The sequence below is a fragment of the Falsiroseomonas stagni DSM 19981 genome (assembly GCF_900114315.1).
Taxonomy (GTDB): domain Bacteria; phylum Pseudomonadota; class Alphaproteobacteria; order Acetobacterales; family Acetobacteraceae; genus Falsiroseomonas; species Falsiroseomonas stagni.
On the sequence record NZ_FOSQ01000003.1, the window covers coordinates 98,866 to 115,310 of the forward strand.

Consider the following 16,445-nt stretch of genomic DNA (forward strand, 5'->3'; position numbering starts at 1 on the left):
GGGATAAGGCGGGGTTAAAGCCCCCCGGAAGGGCGCCTTCCGGCGCCCTTCTCAGGGCCTCACACCCGCATCGGCATCAGCACATAGAGCGCTTCCGGCTTGGCGCTGTCCGTCACGATCGTCGGCGCGGAGCCGTCGGAGAAGCGGAACTCCACCGTATCCGCGATCTGGTCGGTGATGTCGTTGAGGTAGCGGGCCTGGAAGCCGATCTCGATCGGCGCGTGCTCGTAGCTCACCACATCGCCATCCAGCTCCTCCTGCGCCTGGCCGAGTTCGGCGCTGGCGGCGGAGAGCAGAAGGTGGTTGCGATCGACGCTGAGCTTCACAGGGCGCGAGCGTTCGCTGCTGATGCCGGCGACGCGGCCCACGGCCTCCGCGAAGGCCTTCTTCGTCACCTTCAGGATCTTGTCGTTGCCGCGCGGGATCACGCGTTCGTATTCCGGGAAGGTGCCGTCGATCAGCTTGGAGGTCAGCTGCACGGGGCCGAGGGTGAAGCGGATCTTGGTATCGGACAGCGCAATGGCGATCTCGTCCTGCACTTCCTCGGCCAGCTTGCGCAATTCGTTGACCGTCTTGCGGGGGATGATGACGCCCGGCATCTCCGACGCGCCATCGGGCAGGGGCTCCTCGACACGGGCCAGGCGGTGGCCATCGGTCGCGACCGCGCGCAGGACCTTCGCGCCGCCGGCTTCCGTCGCGTGGAAGTAGATGCCGTTGAGGTAGTAGCGCGTCTCCTCCGTGCTGATCGCGAAGCGGGTGCGGTCGATCAGTTCGCGGAGCTGCCCGGCGGGAAGGGCGAAGCGGTGGGGCAGCTTGCCCTCGGTCATCGAGGGGAAATCCTCGACCGGCAGGACGGCGAGCTTGGCGTCGAAGCGGCCGGCGCGGAGCGTCAGCTGGCTGTCGCCGCCGGGGTGGTCGAGTTCGATCTTCGCGGCCTCGGGCAGCTTGCGGACCAGCTCGAACAGGGTGGCGGCGGGGGCCGTGGTGCGGCCGGTGCGGGTGACGGTGACGCCCGGCACCTCCTCCACCACCGCGATCTCCATGTCCGTCGCCGTCAGGCGCAGGCCGCCATCGCGGGCTTCCAGCAGGACATTCGCCAGGATGGGGATGGTGTTGCGCCGCTCCACCACGCTCTGCACATGCGCGAGCGCCTTGAGCAGCACTGCCCTGTCCACCGTGAACTTCATGGCACCCGATATCCCGACATTCTGAAGCGGCCCCGGGGCGGAGCCGCCCCCGGACCCCATGGCCCCCGACAACGGACCCTACATAACAGGCCGGAATCGCTTGTTGAAGGCGGGGTTTTCCCCTGATTCCGGCACTACCCCCGGAACGACGGCGCGCGGGCGAGCAGGCAGGTCAATTGAAACATGACCTGGGCGCCGATCTGGGCGGTGGCGGTCGATCCGTCATACTGGGGCGCGACCTCCACCACATCGCCCCCCACGATATCCAGCCCGGCCAGGCCGCGGAGCAGTTCCAGCACCTGGAGGGGGGCGAGGCCGCCCACTTCCGGCGTGCCGGTGCCCGGCGCGAAGCCGGGATCGACGGCGTCGATGTCGAAGGAGACGTAGATGGGGCCGGTCGCCACCTGGCGCGCGCGGGCGATGACGGCGGGGATGCCCATCGCCGCCACCTCATGCATCGGGATCAGCGTCATCCCGCTGGCGGTGGAGAATTCCCAGAGATAGCCGGCGCCGCCGCGGATGCCGATCTGGATCGTGCGGTCGGGGTCCAGCACGCCTTCCAGCACGGCCTGGCGGAAGGGGCCGCCATGGTGGAAGCGGGTGCCCTCATACTCGCCGCCGGTGTCGGCATGGGCGTCGATATGGACCATGCCCAAAGGGCGGTCGCGGCCCAGCGCCTTCAGGATGGGAAGGCTGATGGAATGGTCGCCCCCGGCCGAGACCAGGCGGATGCCGGCGGCGTGGAGTTGCGCCACATGCGCCTCGATGTCGGCGTGGCAGGTTTCCAGGGAGAAGCGGGACGCCATGGGGACATCGCCGATATCGGCGACGCGCGCTTCCGTCATCGGCGCCATGTGCAGCGCGGGTTCATAGGGGCCGATGCGTTCCACCGCCCGGATGGCCCGCGGGCCGAGGCGCGATCCCGCGCGGTTGGTGACGCCGAGGTCCATCGGCACGCCGAGCAGCCCGATCTCCGGCGGGTTCGCGAGGGGATCGGCTTCGAGGCGCGCGCCGCAAAAAGTGGCAATGCCGGCGAAGGGCCAGCTGCGGCGGTCGCCCTGGAACTGGCTGTCGATGATGCGGCGGAAGAGGGGGTCCTCCGTCTCGCCCTGGCCGGAGGCCCCTTCGGCGAAGCGAGCCTTCAGCCTTGCCAGCCTGTCCTGATCCATGCGCGTCACCCCGTGCGAAGCGGCCATCATGCGCGCGGGAAAGCGCCCGGTCAGGGGGGTGACCGGGCGCCACGCTCACGTTCCGATCGGAATGGTCGGGCGAGCCGGCAGGGGAACCGGACTTCGTCCACCGGCAAGGTCGAGGCCGGCAGGGAAAGGTTAGCCCGGGCGCCAGCCGCCTTGCAAAAGGCGATTGCATGTCCGACCGGAAAAATCGGGCAAGCCGAAGGTGGGTCGCGCGGACGTGAACCGGCCGCTCCGCGGCGGGCCGCGATCAGGCTGCTGCGCGCTGCGCGACCTGGCTTGCCGGGCGGCGTCCGGCGGCCCAGTCGCCGCAGGCGGCGCCGAAAGCCTCGAAGATCGTGCGGCTCAGCGCATCATGCTCCCAGTCATATTCCGGGTGCCATTGCACGCCCATGGCGAAGCCCGGGGCATCGGCGACGCGCACGGCCTCCACCGTGCCATCCGGCGCCCAGGCTTCCGCCACCAGGCGGGGGGCGAGGCGGCAGATGCCCTGGTTGTGCAGCGAATTGACGGGCACCGCTTCCGGCCGGAAGCGCTGGCCCGAAGCCGTCCAGATCTTCCCGAGCTGGCTGTCGGCGGACAGGCGCACGGCGTGCGCCTTGCCGGTGCGGACTTTCGGCAGTTTCTGGTCCGACGGCGTCGAATGGTCGAGGCGGCCGGGCAGGTCCTGGATCCGCTGGTCGAGCGACCCGCCCAGCGCCACGTTCAGCTCCTGGAAGCCGCGGCAGATCGCCAGCACGGGCAGGCCGGCCGCGATGGCGGCGCGGATCAGCGGCAGGGTGGTGCTGTCCCGCTGCGGGTCCTCCGGCGTGCCTTCGGCATGGGCGGGGCCCTGGTAGTGGTCGGGATGCACATTGGACCGGCTTCCCGTCAGCATCAGCCCATCGAGGCGGGGCAGGATGTCCGGTACCAGCGCCTCCCCCGCCGCGGGCAGCAGGACGGGGACGCCGCCGATCGGGCCGAGCGTGACCCGGATGTAGCTGTCGGACGCCGCATGGTTGGGCGTGGCGAAGATGCCGAACGCCTTCACGCAGCAGGAAATGCCAATCATCGCGCGCATGCGGCGAATGTCCTGCCTGGGTATGGCAGGATCAAGACAGGTTTTCGGTTAATCGCGCGCTGACTGCGCATGGCTGGGCCTTGTTGCCGCTTTGCCGCGCAGGGAATGCCCGCGCGGGGCGCCACAGGGGCACGCAATCCGGTTGCGTCGGGCGCGGGGGGCCGCAGAATGGCATCCTCATTCCAGGAGATCGGGGCATGGTCGGACGTCGGGGACTCATCGCGGGCGCGGCTGGGTTGGGGATGGCGGGGCTGGCGCGGGGCGCGGCGGCGCAGGCCGCCTGGCCGGACCGGCCGCTGCGCTGGATCGTCGGCTACCCGCCGGGCGGGGCCTCCGACGCCTTCGCGCGGCTGATCGCGGCGCAGATGGGCCCGCGGCTCGGCCAGAATGTGGTGGTGGAGAACCGGCCCGGCGGCGGTGCGGTGCTGGCCAGCGAGATCGTCGCCCGCGCACCCGCCGATGGCTACACCTGGATGCATGTCGATAACGGCATCCTGACCTACAACCCCGCCCTCTATGCCCGCCTGCCCTACGACCCGGACCGGGATTTCACCGGCGTGGGCTTCATCGGGCGGTTTCCGCTGTTCATCGTGGTGCGGCCGAACGACCCGGTGCGGGATTTCGCCGGGCTGCTGGCGGCATCCCGCACGCGGGCGCCGACCTACGGGACGCCGGCCGTGGCGTCGCCGCACCATTTGGCGATGGAACTTGTGAAGCGGCGCACCGGGCTGGCGGCGGAGCATGTGCCCTATCGCGGCGGCCCCGCCGCCATGCAGGATCTGCTGGCGGGCAATGTGGACGTGGTGGTGATCGACACCGCCACCGGCACGCCCTTCATCCGCGATGGCCGCGTCCGCGCGCTCTGCGTGATGAGCGAGGCGCGCAGCGCGCTGTTCCCGGATGTGCCGACGCTGCGCGACCTGGGCCATGACGCGGTCGCCTATGGCTGGCAGGGGATGAGCGTGCCCACCGGCACGCCCACCCCCGTGATCGCCCGCCTGGCGGAGGAGATGATCCGGGCCATGACGTCGCCCGAGCTGGCGCGGCGGCTGGCCGACCTCGGCATCGAATACCAGCCCTGGACGCCGGCGCAGTTCAACGCCTTCGTGGCGCAGGAGAACGCGATCTGGCGGCCGCTGATCCGCGACCTCGGCATCCGCCTGGATAGCTGAAGCCAGCAGCCCGTTGCCCCCGGCGGGTTTCGGGGGCAGAGGAAGCGGCTATGGACAGACAGGGCATGGCGGGGCCGCTCCGCCGGGTGATGGCGCTCCTCGCGCGCGGGCGGCAGGGGGTGCGGCAGGGCGTGGCGGACATCGCCAGCCGCGCGACCGCGCCGTCGGTGGAGGCGCGGCACGCGGCCTGGAACACCAAGGTGCTGGGCTCCGCCTATGCGCGGCAGCTCTATGCCAGCGGGGTCGCCGGGCCGGGGGTGCAGCTGCAATCCTTCCCGGTGCAGGTGCGCCTTACCTCCGGCCTCTGCCGGCAGGCGGATATCGAGCAGCCCTGGCTGCACTACTGGTGCTCCCGCCTCGGCATGCTGCCGATCTATCACCGCAAGGTGTGGGAGGATTGCTTCGTCGCCCAGGCGCTGTGGGAGGCGGGGATGCTCAACAACCGCCGCCGCGCCCTGGGCTTCGCGGTGGGGCGGGAGATGCTGCCCGCCTTCTTCGCCGCCCATGGGGTGGAGGTGCTGGCCACCGACCTCGGCCAGCAGGAGCAGACGGCGAAGGGCTGGCAGCAGACCGGGCAGCATGCGAGCGAGCTGGAGCACCTGTTCTGGCCGACGCTGGTGGAGCGCGAGGTCTTCGACCAGCGCGTGACCTTCCAGCCCGCCGACATGCGGCGCATCCCCGATGCGCTGGCCGATGGCAGCCGGGATTTCGTCTGGTCCGTCTGTTCCTTCGAACATCTGGGCAGCATCCAGGCGGGGCTCGATTTCGTGGTGCGCGCCATGGATTGCCTGCGGCCCGGCGGCATCGCGGTGCATACCACCGAGTTCAACATGGCGGCCGAAGGCCCGACGCTGGATGGCGGCAGCACCGTGCTGTTCCAGCGCCGCCATATCGAGGCGCTGGGCGAGCGCCTGGCCGAGGCGGGGCATGAGCTGCTGCCGGTGGATTTCCACCCCGGCCGGGGCGTGCTGGACCAGTTCGTGGACCTGCCGCCCTTCTCGGAGGAGGGCGGCGCGCTGCCCGTGGCGGATACGCCGCATCTCCGCCTGGCGATGGGGGAGCATGTCGCGACCTCGATCGGGCTGATCATCCGCAAGGCGCGGTAGGGCGCGCGGGAATACTGCGGATTTAGCCGATTTAGCCGTTTTTGGCCCGTTCAGCACCGTCCTCGCGGGGCCTCCGCCGCCCGGGGACTTCCGGATGCGCAGGGCTTCCCCGCCCGCCATGCGGCGCCTGCTTGGAGCGAGGGCGGACATGGATCGGGCGGCGATCGCCGGAACATAGACCGAACACGCCCGGGTTCGCCAGCGGAAACACCCGCGCCGCTAACACGCGATTCATCCGCGCCGGCCATGATGCGCCCCAGGCGGCCCCGATGCCGCCCCGCCAGGAGGGCGCACCCGATATCCAGCGGGGAGCCCCGCCATGCCCAGCGCCTTCCTCCTTCCCTTCCGTGCCCGCACCCCGGTGCGCGACTTCCTGCGCAACCTGAAGCGCTGGCTGACCTACAAGCCGCACCGCGCCTATATGCGCGGGCGCTGAGGCACCCCTATCCTCCATCCCCGTGACGGGGACGGGGACCAGGCGCCTTGCATGACGTGATCGTGGTGGGGGGCGGGTCCGCGGGCGCCACCCTGGCCGCCAGGCTTTCGGAAAACCCCGCCCGCCGCGTGCTGCTGCTGGAAGCGGGGCGGGACTGGCGGGCGGCGGAAGCACCCGCCGCGCTGCGCAGCCCCAACATCATCCCCTTCATGCACCACCCCGCCCACCAGGCCGCCTGGCAATGGCCGGGGCTGATGACGCGCCGCACGGCGGCGCAGGAACCTCGCTTCTACTGGCGCGGCCGGGCCCTCGGCGGGTCCTCCACCGTCAATGCCCAGATCGCCATCCGCGGCGTGCCCGCCGCCTTCGACGCCTGGGCGGAGGCGGGGTGCGAGGGATGGTCGGCGGCCAGCGTGATGCCCCTGTTCGACCGGATCGAGGATGACGCGCAGTTCGGCGTGCCGGGATGCCGGCAGGGCGGCCCGCTGCCGGTGTGGCGGATGCCGGAGGATCGCTGGGGCGCGGTGGACCGCGCGCTGCGCGACGCCGCGCTGGCGGCGGGGCATCCCTGGAAGGCGGACCTCAACGCGCCGGAGGGGGAGGGCATCTCCTGCAACCCCATCAATTTGCGCGACGGGCAGCGCGTGACCACCAATGACGGCTACCTGGAACCCGCCCGCGGCCGGCCGAACCTCGACATCCGCGGCGATGCGCTGGTGGATCGCGTGCTGTTCGACGGCCGCCGCGCCCGCGGCGTGCGGGTGCGCTTCGGGGACGGGGCGTGGGAGGAGGTGGCGGCGCGGGAAGTCGTGCTTTGCGCCGGCGCCATCCATTCGCCAGGGCTGCTCATGCGCAGCGGGATCGGGAAGGCGGGCGATTTGCGGGCGCTGGGGATCGAGGTGCTGCACGACCAGCCCTCGGTCGGTGCGCATTTCATGGACCACCCGATCCTGCGCGCCAGCCTGGCGCTGAAGCCCGCGCATCGCGCGACGGGGGCGGATGCGCGCCACACCAATTGCTGCGTCACCTATTCCAGCGGGATGGGCGGCGAGCGGGACATGATCCTGATCGCCTACAACCATCGCGGCCTGTCGGAGGATGCCGGCCCCGCGCCGAGCGGCGGGATCAGCCCCGCGCCGAGCGGCGGGATCAGCCCGGCGCCGAACGGGGGGATCGGTGTGGCGCTGTATGACGCGCTGTCACGCGGCTCCGTCCGGCTTGTGTCCCCGGACCCCGAGGCGCAGCCGGTGGTGGAGGAGAACATGCTGGACCATCCGCTGGACCGCGCCCGGATGCGCGACGGGGTGCGGCGGCTGGCCAGGCTCTGCGCGATGGATCCGGTGGCGGGGATCGCGGATTCCATCACCTTCGGGGAGACGCGGCTGGGGATGGCGGAGGCCGCCGCGCTGCCCGACGCGGCACTGGACGCGCTGATGCTGGCGGAGGCAGGGGACATCCAGCACGCCGCCGGCACCTGCCGGATGACGGCGCATGAGGACCCGCGCGGCGTGGTGGATCCGGACCTCAAGGTGCGGGGGGTGGAGGGGCTGCGGGTGGCCGATGCCTCCATCATGCCCGCGGATTGCCGGGCGAATTTGCACTTCACCTGCGTGATGATCGGGGAGATGGCGACACGCCGGATGGCGGCGGGATGATGGACAGGGGCGTGGCGATCTGGGACATCGATACGACGGCAGCGGCGCCGTGCAACGGCTTGCCCCCGCATCGCCGGGCCGTGGCGCCCGCCCCTGGATGCTGGACCCGATGACCTTGTCGAAGGAAGACGCCCCGCCCCTGGCGTCGGATGAGATCCTGGAAGCAAGCCGCGCCCTGCTGCGCGATGGCAGGCGCGACGAGGCGCTGGACCTGCTGGAGGAGGGCTGCCGCCGCTTTCCCGGCGCGATGGCCGATGGCGTGCCCGTCTTCGGCCAGGCCTTCGTGCAGGCGGTGCTGGAGGCCTGGGAGGCCGGCCCGCAGATCACCCGGCGGCGCCTGGCGCTGCAGGCCAGGCTGGTCGGCCTGATCGACGGGCATCCCGCCCTGGTGCTGCCGCGCTTCCAGTGGCTGGACTACATCCTGCGGACGAGCCGCCCGTTCGGCCCCGTGGTGCGGACCCATCTGTGGAACCGCGCGGTGGTCGATCCGGCGGTGCCCTTCCCGCAGCTGCTGCGGCTGGTGTCCTTCGCCTTCCATGCCCGGGCGACGGAGACGCTGCGCCTGGCGGTGCCCCGGCTGCGCCAGCTTCTGGCCCGGCGGCTGGCGCGCCATGGCGCGGAGGACGTGCCGGCCTGGTGCCAGGCGGGGGACATCCACCTGCTGGCGGATGAGCCCGTCGAGGCGGAGGCCTGCTACCGCACCGCGCTCGACCAGGATCCGGCCTGCGCCCGGGCGGTGGTCGGGCTGGCTTGCGCGGCGCTCGCGCGCGATGCGACGGAACTGGCCTGCACGCTGGCCGAGCGCGCGGCGGACATGCTGCGAGAGGCCGGGGAGGCCGAGGCGGCCGCGGCGATCGATGGGGCGGTCCTGCTCTGGTCACGCCGCATGGCGGTGGCGCCGCCGGCGAGCCTGGAGGTCGTGTTCTTCTGCCACGTCTCGGGCAAGCTGAACCGGAATGCGCATCTGGGCGCGCCGGGGCTCGGCCTGCTGGAGGGTGCCGTGCGGTCGCTGCGGCAGGCGATGCCCCTGCCCGACGGCGTGCCGATGACGGTGTTCTACGACCATCGCGACACCGCCATGAACCGCGCCTTCCTGGCCAATCTGATGCGGTTCTGCGAGGAGGAGGGCCTCGGCCTCGTCATCAATACCGAGCACGGGCTGCGCCGGCAGTGGCTGCATGCCTTCGGCCGGGGTGACGCGGATGTCGTCATGGTGGTGGAGCAGGATCACGACTTCATCCCGCCCTGCCCGTCGCCGGCGGAGATCCTGGACCTCTTCGCCCGCCGGCCCGACCTCAACCAGCTGCGCCTGAACCGCCGGGCGAATATCGCCACGGGCTTCGATGCGCTGCTGGTGCAGGGCGCGCGGGACAGGGCGGATGGGGTGACGTTCACGGCGCGCTTTTCCAACACGCCGCAATTCCTGCGCCGCGACTTCTATGCCGGCCTGGTGCTGCCCCGCATCGACCACGATATCGGCAATGACGGGCGCAACCAGGGGGCCGGCGGGGTGGAGGACAACATCAACCCCTGGCTCCGGCGGCTGGAGGGGGTGATCGGCGTCGTCGCGCCGATGCGCCTGGCGGGGCTGGCGATCTGGGGCCATCCGGGCGATCCGGCCCGCTGCGCGCATATGGGGGTGTGATCAGGCCACCAGGTGCCTGACCGGCAGGCCCAGCGCTTCCGCCACCAGGGTCCGGTGGCAGCGCCGGTGGTCGGCTTCGAGGCATAGAAGGCAGACCGCCTCCCGCCCCGCCTGGTCGCGCAGATCGGCGAGTGCAGCCTGGGCTTCCGTGCCCGCCAGCGTCGTGGCGAAGATGCGCTTCATGTCGTCCGGCCGGCCTTCCCGCACGGCCTGGCGCCCTGCGGCGGGGGTGCCGAGGGCGCGGAGGTGGCGGTAGCCGATGCCGACCTCCTCCAGGGAAGCGGAGAGCGCCCGCTTGGCGAAGCCGGGGCGCCGGCTGTTGGCCAGCGCCCGGACATCGACCAGCGTCTTCACCCCGGCGCCCGTCAGCGCCGCCAGCAGGCGGGCGGGTGTCGTCTCCTCATAGCCGATGGTGAAGATGGTCATCTACATGCCCTCAAGCGCCGGGCGGCCCCTCCGGGGCCTTGGCTCGCCGCATAAGCGGCGGGCCGCATTCCGGGACCCCGTGCACGTTGCTTCGCAACGTGCACGGGGTCCCGTCGCGGCCTCGGCCGGCTTCGCCGGCCGCAGGTCACTCAATGATGCCGTTGGCATCACTTCGGCAGGGCGGCGTGGGCGGCGAGGCAGGCGATGTCCAGGATCTGGTTCACCCCCGCCTCCATCCCCACGATCTGCACCGGCGCGGAGAGGCCCATCAGCAGCGGGCCGATGGTCTGCGCGGAGGTCAGGCGCGGCGCGGCCTTGGTCAGGATATGCGCGGCATGCAGGCCGGGCATCACCAGCACATTGGCCGGGCCGGTCAGGCGGCAGAAGGGGTAGAGCTTGGCGCGGAGGTCGGGGTCCAGCGCCACATCGGCCGCCATCTCCCCGTCATATTCGAAATCGACCTCCCGCTGGTCCAGCAGCTTCACGGCATCGCGGACGTTGCCGGGGATGCTGCCCTTGGGGTCGCCGAAGGTGGAGAAGGACAGGAAGGCCACGCGCGGTTCCTGGCCGATGCGGCGCGCGGCCGCCGCGGCGCGGATCGCGATTTCCGCGAGCGTCGCGGCATCCGGGCGTTCATGGATGGCGGTATCCGCCACCAGCACGGTGCCCGACCGGCGCGCCAGCATCAGCGTCAGGCCGAACAGCACCGTGCCCGGCGCCGGATCGATCGCCAGCCGCACGCCTTCCAGCGCCGCGGCGTAGCTGCGGGTCACGCCGGTCACCATCGCATCGGCATCGCCATTGGCCACCATGCAGGCGGCGAAGACGTTGCGGTCCAGGTTGACCAGGCGCTGGCAGTCGCGCAGCAGGAAGCCTTCGCGCTGCCGCTTGGCGTAGAGCCAGTCGGCATAGGCGCCGTTCTTTTCCGACACGCGGGCGTTCTGGATCTCGATCCCGGCGCCGAGCGGGATGCCGAGCGCGGCGACGGTCGCGTTCACCCGATCCTCCCGCCCCACCAGCACCGGCGTGCCGTAGCCGGCATTGCGGAAGGCGATGGCGGCGCGGATGACCTTCTCCTCCTCCCCTTCCGCGAAGACCACGCGGCGGGGATGGGCGCGGACATTCTCCGCGATCGCCTCGATCGCGCCGGCCGTGGCATCGAGCCGGCCGGCGAGGTCGCGGGCGTAGCGGGCGAGGTCGGTGATCGGCTTGCGCGCGACGCCGCTTTCCATCGCCGCCTTGGCGACGGCGGGGGAGACGCGGGAGATCAGGCGCGGGTCGAAGGCGTTGGGGATGATGTAGTCCGGGCCGAAGCGGAGCGATGCACCACCCCTTGGGCCCGCACCGGCGCCGGCCACTTCCTCCGGCACATCCTCCCGCGCCAGCATGGCCAGGGCCTCGGCCGCGGCAACCTTCATGGCGTCATTGATGGTGGAGGCGCGGACATCGAGGGCGCCGCGGAAGATGAAGGGGAAGCCGAGGACGTTGTTGACCTGGTTCGGGTAGTCGGAACGCCCCGTCGCCACGATGCAGTCGGGGCGGACGGCGCGGGCCTCATCCGGCGTGATCTCGGGATCCGGGTTCGCCATGGCGAAGATGACGGGGTTGGGGGCCATGCTGCGGACCATGGCGGGGGTGACGGCGCCCTTCACGGACAGGCCCATGAAGCAGTCGGCACCCTCCATCGCCTGGGCCAGCGTCCGTGCCGTGGTCTCGACGGCATGGGCCGATTTCCACTGGTTCATGCCCTCCGTCCGGCCGCGATAGATCACGCCCTTGGTGTCGGCCAGGATCACATGCTGCGGGCGGATGCCCATGGCCTTGACCAGTTCCGCGCAGGCGACGGCGGCGGCGCCGGCGCCGTTGATGACGAGCTTGACCGTCTTCAGGTCGCGCCCCGTCAGGTGGCAGGCATTGATGAGGCCCGCGGCGGCGACGATCGCCGTCCCATGCTGGTCGTCATGGAAGACGGGGATGTCCATCAGCTCCCGCAGCCGCTGCTCGATCACGAAGCATTCGGGGGCCTTGATGTCCTCCAGGTTGATGCCGCCGAAGCTGGGGCCGAGGTAGCGGACCGCGTTGACGAAGGCGTCCACATCCTCCGTGTTCACACACAGATCCATGCTGTCGACATCGGCGAAGCGCTTGAACAGCGCGGCCTTGCCCTCCATCACCGGCTTGGAGGCCAGCGCGCCGAGATTGCCGAGGCCCAGCACGGCGGTGCCGTTGCTGATGACGGCCACGAAATTGCCCTTCGAGGTGTAGTCATAGGCCAGCGAGGGGTCGCGATGGATTTCGAGGCAGGGCGCCGCCACGCCCGGGCTGTAGGCCAGCGAGAGGTCGCGCGCGGTGATCAGCGGCTTGGTGAGGCGGATCTCCAGCTTGCCGGGCCGGCCCTCGGCATGCATGGCGAGCGCTTCCTCGCTGGTCACGCGGGCGGTGCGTGTATCCGCGACGGCCTCGACGGAATTCTTGCGCGCGTCGTCCATGGTGTCTGTTTTCCCCCAACCCACTGACCGATGGTTATGCGTCCGAACCCCGCCCCGCGAAAGCCGGTCGCTTCGCGTTTGCGAGGGGCTTAGCAGCGCGAAGGGCGGCGCCTGCCGCGCTTCGCGTCACGCCTGGCGCGCTTCGCGACAGCATGGCGCCGTTCGTCGCATCGGCGTGGCGGCGGCGGCGGCGCGGGGCCTATCGCGGGCCATGCGCCCCGATCCCGGGGCGGGATGGAGAAAGCCCATGAGACGGACCCTGGCCGCCATCGCGCTGCGATGCCTCGCCGCCCTCGCCTTCGCCACGCCGGCCGCGGCCCAGACCGGTTTTTCGCGGATCGAGGCCGGGGGGATGCCGGTGACGCTGGTCTACCCGACCGCCGAACGCGCCACGCCGCACAGCTTCGGGCCCTTCACCATCACCGTGGCCCCCGCGGCGGAACCGCTGCCGGGCATGCGCCGCCTGGTGGTGATGTCCCACGGCACGGCCAGCAACGCGCTGGCGGAGCATGACCTGGCGGCGCGGCTGGCGGCGGCGGGCTTCGTCGTGGCGCAGCCCCAGCACCGCGGCGACAATGCGGAAGACAGCAGCGCCGCGGGGCCGGAGAGCTTCCGGCGCCGACCGGGGGAGGTCTCCGCCGTGATCGATGCGCTGGCGGCGCACCCGGCCTGGGGGAAGCGGCTGCTGCTGGACCGGGTCGGCGTGCATGGCACCTCCGCCGGCGCGATCACGGCGCTGGCGCTGGTGGGGGCGGAGTGGCGGATGCTGGACCTGGTGCGGCATTGCCAGGCGGCGGGGGATCGCGACCTGGCCTTCTGCTACAATGATGCGCGGACGGAGGAGGCGCGGGCCGCGCGGCGGGCGCGCTTCGAGGCGGCGCGGGGCGTGCCGGACGCGCTGCTGGGGGCGGACATCCGGGCCAGCCATGGCGGGCGGGACGGGCGGATCAGCGTGGCGACCGTCGCCATCCCCGCCGCGGCGATCTTCGCGGCAGACAGCCTGGCGGGCATCACGGTGCCGGTCGGCGTGGTGACGGCGGAGCGGGACGGCATGAACCCCAACGCCTTCCACGCCGACCACCTGCTGCGGAGTTGCGGGACCTGCACGGCGCTGGCGGTGATGCGGGGCGCCGGGCATATGGATTTCATGTCCCCCTGGCCCCCCAGCGTCGCGCAGGCCGTCGCCGCCCGCATGGCCGTGGGCGCGGCGCCGGAGCCGGGCTTCGACCCCGCGGAGCGCGTGGCCGCGCAGGGCGCCATCGTGGCGCATTTCCAGCGGTACCTGGCGCCATGAGCGAGGGGTGGCTGCCGGCGGGGGCGGCGCGGGCGCTGCTGCGGCGGCTGGCGCTGGTGCTGGCGGCCACCCCGGTGATCGCCCTGGCCTGGTCCTGGCTGCGCGGGCCGGGCGCGGCCTTCGACGTGGTGCTGGCCCATACGCTGGGCATCAGCCTGCTGAGCTGGGCGGGGACGGATGCCGGGCGGTATCTGCTGCGCGGCGTGCTGCGGGCGGGGCCGCCGCATTACTGGCCCGGCCCCGCCCGGGCCGCGCTGCTGATGGGCCTCGTCCTGCCGCTGGCGCTGCTGGGCGGCACGGTGATCGGCAACCTCTATGCCGGCGTGCCGGTGCTGCGCCTGCCCGGGGCGCCGGGGGTGGCGACCTGGCTCGGCTTCTGCCTGGCGCTCAGCCTGGGCTTCACCGCGCTGTTCCTCGGCAAGGCAAGGCGGGAACGGCGGGAACGCGAGGCGCGGGAGGCGCATCTGGCCGCCCTCCAGGCGCAGCTGGAGCCGCATATGCTGTTCAACACGCTGGCGAACCTGCGCGCGCTGATCGAGATCGACCCGCCCCGCGCCATCGCCATGCTGGACCGGCTGAACGCCTTCCTGCGCGCGACGCTGGGCGGCAGCCTGGCGGCGCGGCATCCGCTGGGCGAGGAGGTCGCGCGGATCGAGGATTTTTTCGGGTTGATGCGCGTGCGGATGGGGGGGCGGCTGATGGTCTCCATCGAGGTGCCCGACGCACTGCGCGGCGTGATGGTGCCGGCGCTGATCCTGCAGCCGCTGGTGGAGAACGCGATCCGGCACGGGATCGAGCCCCTGCCGGAGGGGGGCGCCATCACGCTGCGCGCGGCGCGCGACGGCGACACGCTGGTGCTCACGCTGGGCGATACCGGGGCGGGGCTGCCGGAGGGCGGCGCGATGCGGCCGGGCGGCTTCGGGCTGGCGCAGCTTCGCCAGCGCCTTGCCACCCTGCATGGGCGGCGGGCCGGCCTCGAAGTCTCCCCCGCGCCCGGGGGCGGCACCCTCGCGACGCTCCGCCTGCCCCTGGAGGATGCATGACCACCGCCCTGATCGCGGAGGATGAGCCGCTGCTGGCGGCGGCGCTGGCAAGCGCGCTGGGCCGGGCCTGGCCGGGCCTCGCGCTGCTGCCCGCGGTGGGGGATGGGCGGGCGGCGCTGGATTTGGCGCTGGCGGCGAAGCCGGATGCCTGTTTCCTCGATATCCGGATGCCGGGGATGGACGGGCTGGAGGCGGCACGCGCCATGGCGGAGGATTGGCCGGAGGGCGCGCCCTTCCCGCTGCTGGTCTTCGTCACCGCGCATGACGAATTCGCGCTGAGGGCCTTCGAGGCGCAGGCCGTGGACTACCTGCTGAAGCCCGTGCAGCCCGCGCGGCTGGCCGCCTGCATCGCCCGGCTGCAACGCCGGCTGGCCGAGCGCGCCGACCCCGCCGCGGCACTGGCGCAGGCGGTGGCGCGGCTGGGCGCCCTGTCCCTGCCCGCCCCGGCGGCGGAACCCCTGGTGGTGATCCGCGCCCAGCTGGGGGAGGCGGTCCACCTGGTGCCGGTGGAGGAGGTGATCTACTTCGACGCCGCCGACAAATACCTGCGCGTCGTCACCGCCAGCCGCGAATTCCTGATCCGCCTGTCGCTGCGGGAGCTGCTGCCGCGGCTCGACCCCGCGCGCTTCTGGCAGATCCATCGCGGCACCGTGGTGCAGGCAAGCCACATCGCCCTGGCGCGGCGCGACGAGACCGGGCGCGTGACGCTGACCCTGCGCGGCCGGGCGGAGACGCTGACCGCCAGCCGGCTGCACGCGCATCTGTTCCGGGGGATGTAGGGCCCCGGGCGGCGCCTTCAGCCGGCGCCTTCCGGCTTGTCCTTCGCGGCCCCCTTCGCGCCGATCTGCACGGGGCTGCCCTTGGCCGGCCTGCCGCCGGCATCGCGCGCCGCATTCACCGCCGCGATCTCATGCGTATAGCCCTTGCCGGGATCGATGCCCTTCTCGGCCGGGTCTTCCTGGTCCCGCGTCACGTCATGCGGGCCGACGCTTTTCGGGCGCGCGGTCCTGGTCTCCAAATCGTATTTTCCGGTGAAGGAGGTGCGGTCCTTCTCGCTGTCGCTCGCCATGGCGTGGTCCTTCCTGTCTCGTCGTGGCACCAACGCGGCGGCGACGCGAAGGATCACCTCCCCCATGCTGCGGCTGATCGGCCAGGCCACCTCCATCAATGTGCGCAAGGTCCTCTGGACCTGCGCCGAGATCGGCATCCCCGTGGCGCGGGAGGATCGGGGGGAGGAGGCGGCGCTGCGCGCCCTGAACCCCAATGGCCTGGTGCCGGTGATCGAGGATGAGGAAGGCGTGTTGTGGGAAAGCAACACGATCTGCCGCTACCTCGCCGCGAAACATGGGCGCGCCGACTTGCTGCCCGTGGCGCCGCGGGCGCGGGCGCAGGTGGAGCGCTGGATGGATTGGCAGGCGACGGACCTGAACGCGTCCTGGCGCGGCGCCTTCATGGGCCTGGTGCGCCGCCACCCCGACCACGCCGATGCTGGCCGCATCGCCGCCAGCGCGCGCGCCTGGAACGAACTGACGAAAATCCTGGATGGGCAGCTGGCCCGCACCGGGGCCTATGTGGCGGGCGATACCTTCACCCTGGCGGACATCGTCATCGGCCTGTCGGTGAACCGCTGGATGATGACGCCGATCGAGCGGCCCGACCTGCCCGCGGTGGCGGCCTATGTCGCAAGGCTGATGGCCCGGCCTGGATTCCGGGCGCACGGCGCCAATGGGGTGGCGTGA

General features: G+C 71.8%; 14 protein-coding genes. 8 read left to right on the forward strand and 6 right to left on the reverse strand.

The window, feature by feature from the left end; all coding sequences use genetic code 11:
- Positions 1-59: 59 nt before the first annotated feature.
- The 3 genes from dnaN to BM041_RS10700 form a co-directional block, all read right to left on the reverse strand.
- Entirely contained in the window at positions 60-1,187 is a 1,128-nt protein-coding gene (gene dnaN, locus BM041_RS10690) for a DNA polymerase III subunit beta (protein WP_092959210.1), read from the reverse strand.
- Positions 1,188-1,321: 134 nt separating this feature from the next.
- Positions 1,322-2,386 carry an agmatinase gene (speB, locus tag BM041_RS10695; protein ID WP_245762026.1) on the reverse strand — a complete coding sequence of 355 codons (1,065 nt, stop codon included), beginning with the start codon at positions 2,384-2,386 and terminating at the stop codon, positions 1,322-1,324.
- A gap of 244 nt (positions 2,387-2,630) precedes the next feature.
- Positions 2,631-3,440, reverse strand: coding sequence for a gamma-glutamyl-gamma-aminobutyrate hydrolase family protein (locus BM041_RS10700; protein WP_092959214.1), 810 nt, complete (start codon positions 3,438-3,440; stop codon positions 2,631-2,633).
- 197 nt (positions 3,441-3,637) lie between these two features.
- Between BM041_RS10700 and BM041_RS10705 the strand changes: the two genes are divergently transcribed.
- The 4 genes from BM041_RS10705 to BM041_RS10720 all read left to right on the forward strand — a co-directional run bounded on the left by BM041_RS10705 (position 3,638) and on the right by BM041_RS10720 (position 9,454).
- Positions 3,638-4,612, forward strand: a complete 975-nt coding sequence (locus BM041_RS10705; protein WP_092959216.1) for a Bug family tripartite tricarboxylate transporter substrate binding protein — start codon at positions 3,638-3,640, stop codon at positions 4,610-4,612.
- A gap of 50 nt (positions 4,613-4,662) precedes the next feature.
- Positions 4,663-5,718 (forward strand): SAM-dependent methyltransferase, encoded by a 1,056-nt coding sequence (locus tag BM041_RS10710; RefSeq protein ID WP_245762027.1) that lies wholly within the window; start codon positions 4,663-4,665, stop codon positions 5,716-5,718.
- 492 nt (positions 5,719-6,210) lie between these two features.
- Positions 6,211-7,809 carry a GMC family oxidoreductase gene (locus BM041_RS10715; protein WP_245762052.1) on the forward strand — a complete coding sequence of 533 codons (1,599 nt, stop codon included), beginning with the start codon at positions 6,211-6,213 and terminating at the stop codon, positions 7,807-7,809.
- Between the two features lie 49 nt (positions 7,810-7,858).
- Positions 7,859-9,454: a tetratricopeptide repeat protein gene (locus BM041_RS10720; protein ID WP_139226021.1), complete on the forward strand. Its 1,596-nt coding sequence runs from the start codon at positions 7,859-7,861 to the stop codon at positions 9,452-9,454.
- Here BM041_RS10720 and BM041_RS10725 read toward each other — a convergent pair whose 3' ends face one another.
- Both BM041_RS10725 and BM041_RS10730 read right to left on the reverse strand, forming a co-directional pair.
- Positions 9,455-9,880 (reverse strand): DUF488 domain-containing protein, encoded by a 426-nt coding sequence (locus BM041_RS10725; protein ID WP_092959221.1) that lies wholly within the window; start codon positions 9,878-9,880, stop codon positions 9,455-9,457.
- Between the two features lie 167 nt (positions 9,881-10,047).
- Complete coding sequence (locus BM041_RS10730; RefSeq protein WP_092959223.1) at positions 10,048-12,369, reverse strand: NADP-dependent malic enzyme; 2,322 nt, start codon at positions 12,367-12,369, stop codon at positions 10,048-10,050.
- Between the two features lie 247 nt (positions 12,370-12,616).
- Here BM041_RS10730 and BM041_RS10735 point away from each other — a divergent pair, with 247 nt between their 5' ends.
- From BM041_RS10735 to BM041_RS10745, 3 genes are read left to right on the forward strand one after another with little or no spacing between them, the layout of a single operon-like run.
- On the forward strand, positions 12,617-13,663 hold the full coding sequence (locus BM041_RS10735) for an alpha/beta hydrolase family protein (RefSeq protein WP_092959225.1): 1,047 nt from the start codon (positions 12,617-12,619) through the stop codon (positions 13,661-13,663).
- Positions 13,660-14,706, forward strand: a complete 1,047-nt coding sequence (locus tag BM041_RS10740) for a sensor histidine kinase (protein ID WP_092959227.1) — start codon at positions 13,660-13,662, stop codon at positions 14,704-14,706. The genes BM041_RS10735 and BM041_RS10740 overlap by 4 nt, the downstream gene beginning before the upstream one ends.
- Complete coding sequence (locus BM041_RS10745) at positions 14,703-15,485, forward strand: LytR/AlgR family response regulator transcription factor (RefSeq protein ID WP_092959229.1); 783 nt, start codon at positions 14,703-14,705, stop codon at positions 15,483-15,485. Before BM041_RS10740 ends, BM041_RS10745 begins: the two co-directional genes overlap by 4 nt.
- A 17-nt stretch (positions 15,486-15,502) precedes the next feature.
- Here BM041_RS10745 and BM041_RS10750 read toward each other — a convergent pair whose 3' ends face one another.
- A complete protein-coding gene (locus BM041_RS10750) occupies positions 15,503-15,775 on the reverse strand; it encodes a hypothetical protein (RefSeq protein ID WP_092959231.1) in 273 nt (90 codons plus the stop codon).
- On the opposite strand from BM041_RS10750, the gene BM041_RS10755 reads away from it, so the two are divergent.
- Positions 15,774-16,445 carry a glutathione S-transferase family protein gene (locus BM041_RS10755; protein WP_217648683.1) on the forward strand — a complete coding sequence of 224 codons (672 nt, stop codon included), beginning with the start codon at positions 15,774-15,776 and terminating at the stop codon, positions 16,443-16,445. The two genes, BM041_RS10750 and BM041_RS10755, sit on opposite strands and share 2 nt — an antisense overlap.

Coding starts and splice junctions, on each gene's coding strand:
- dnaN (WP_092959210.1), bottom strand. CDS start 1,187: ATGAAGTTCACGGTGGACAGGGCAGTGCTGCTCAAGGCGCTCGCGCAT.
- speB (WP_245762026.1), bottom strand. CDS start 2,386: ATGATGGCCGCTTCGCACGGGGTGACGCGCATGGATCAGGACAGGCTG.
- BM041_RS10700 (WP_092959214.1), bottom strand. CDS start 3,440: ATGCGCGCGATGATTGGCATTTCCTGCTGCGTGAAGGCGTTCGGCATC.
- BM041_RS10705 (WP_092959216.1), top strand. CDS start 3,638: ATGGTCGGACGTCGGGGACTCATCGCGGGCGCGGCTGGGTTGGGGATG.
- BM041_RS10710 (WP_245762027.1), top strand. CDS start 4,663: ATGGACAGACAGGGCATGGCGGGGCCGCTCCGCCGGGTGATGGCGCTC.
- BM041_RS10725 (WP_092959221.1), bottom strand. CDS start 9,880: ATGACCATCTTCACCATCGGCTATGAGGAGACGACACCCGCCCGCCTG.
- BM041_RS10730 (WP_092959223.1), bottom strand. CDS start 12,369: ATGGACGACGCGCGCAAGAATTCCGTCGAGGCCGTCGCGGATACACGC.
- BM041_RS10735 (WP_092959225.1), top strand. CDS start 12,617: ATGAGACGGACCCTGGCCGCCATCGCGCTGCGATGCCTCGCCGCCCTC.
- BM041_RS10740 (WP_092959227.1), top strand. CDS start 13,660: ATGAGCGAGGGGTGGCTGCCGGCGGGGGCGGCGCGGGCGCTGCTGCGG.
- BM041_RS10745 (WP_092959229.1), top strand. CDS start 14,703: ATGACCACCGCCCTGATCGCGGAGGATGAGCCGCTGCTGGCGGCGGCG.
- BM041_RS10755 (WP_217648683.1), top strand. CDS start 15,774: ATGGCGTGGTCCTTCCTGTCTCGTCGTGGCACCAACGCGGCGGCGACG.
- BM041_RS10750 (WP_092959231.1), bottom strand. CDS start 15,775: ATGGCGAGCGACAGCGAGAAGGACCGCACCTCCTTCACCGGAAAATAC.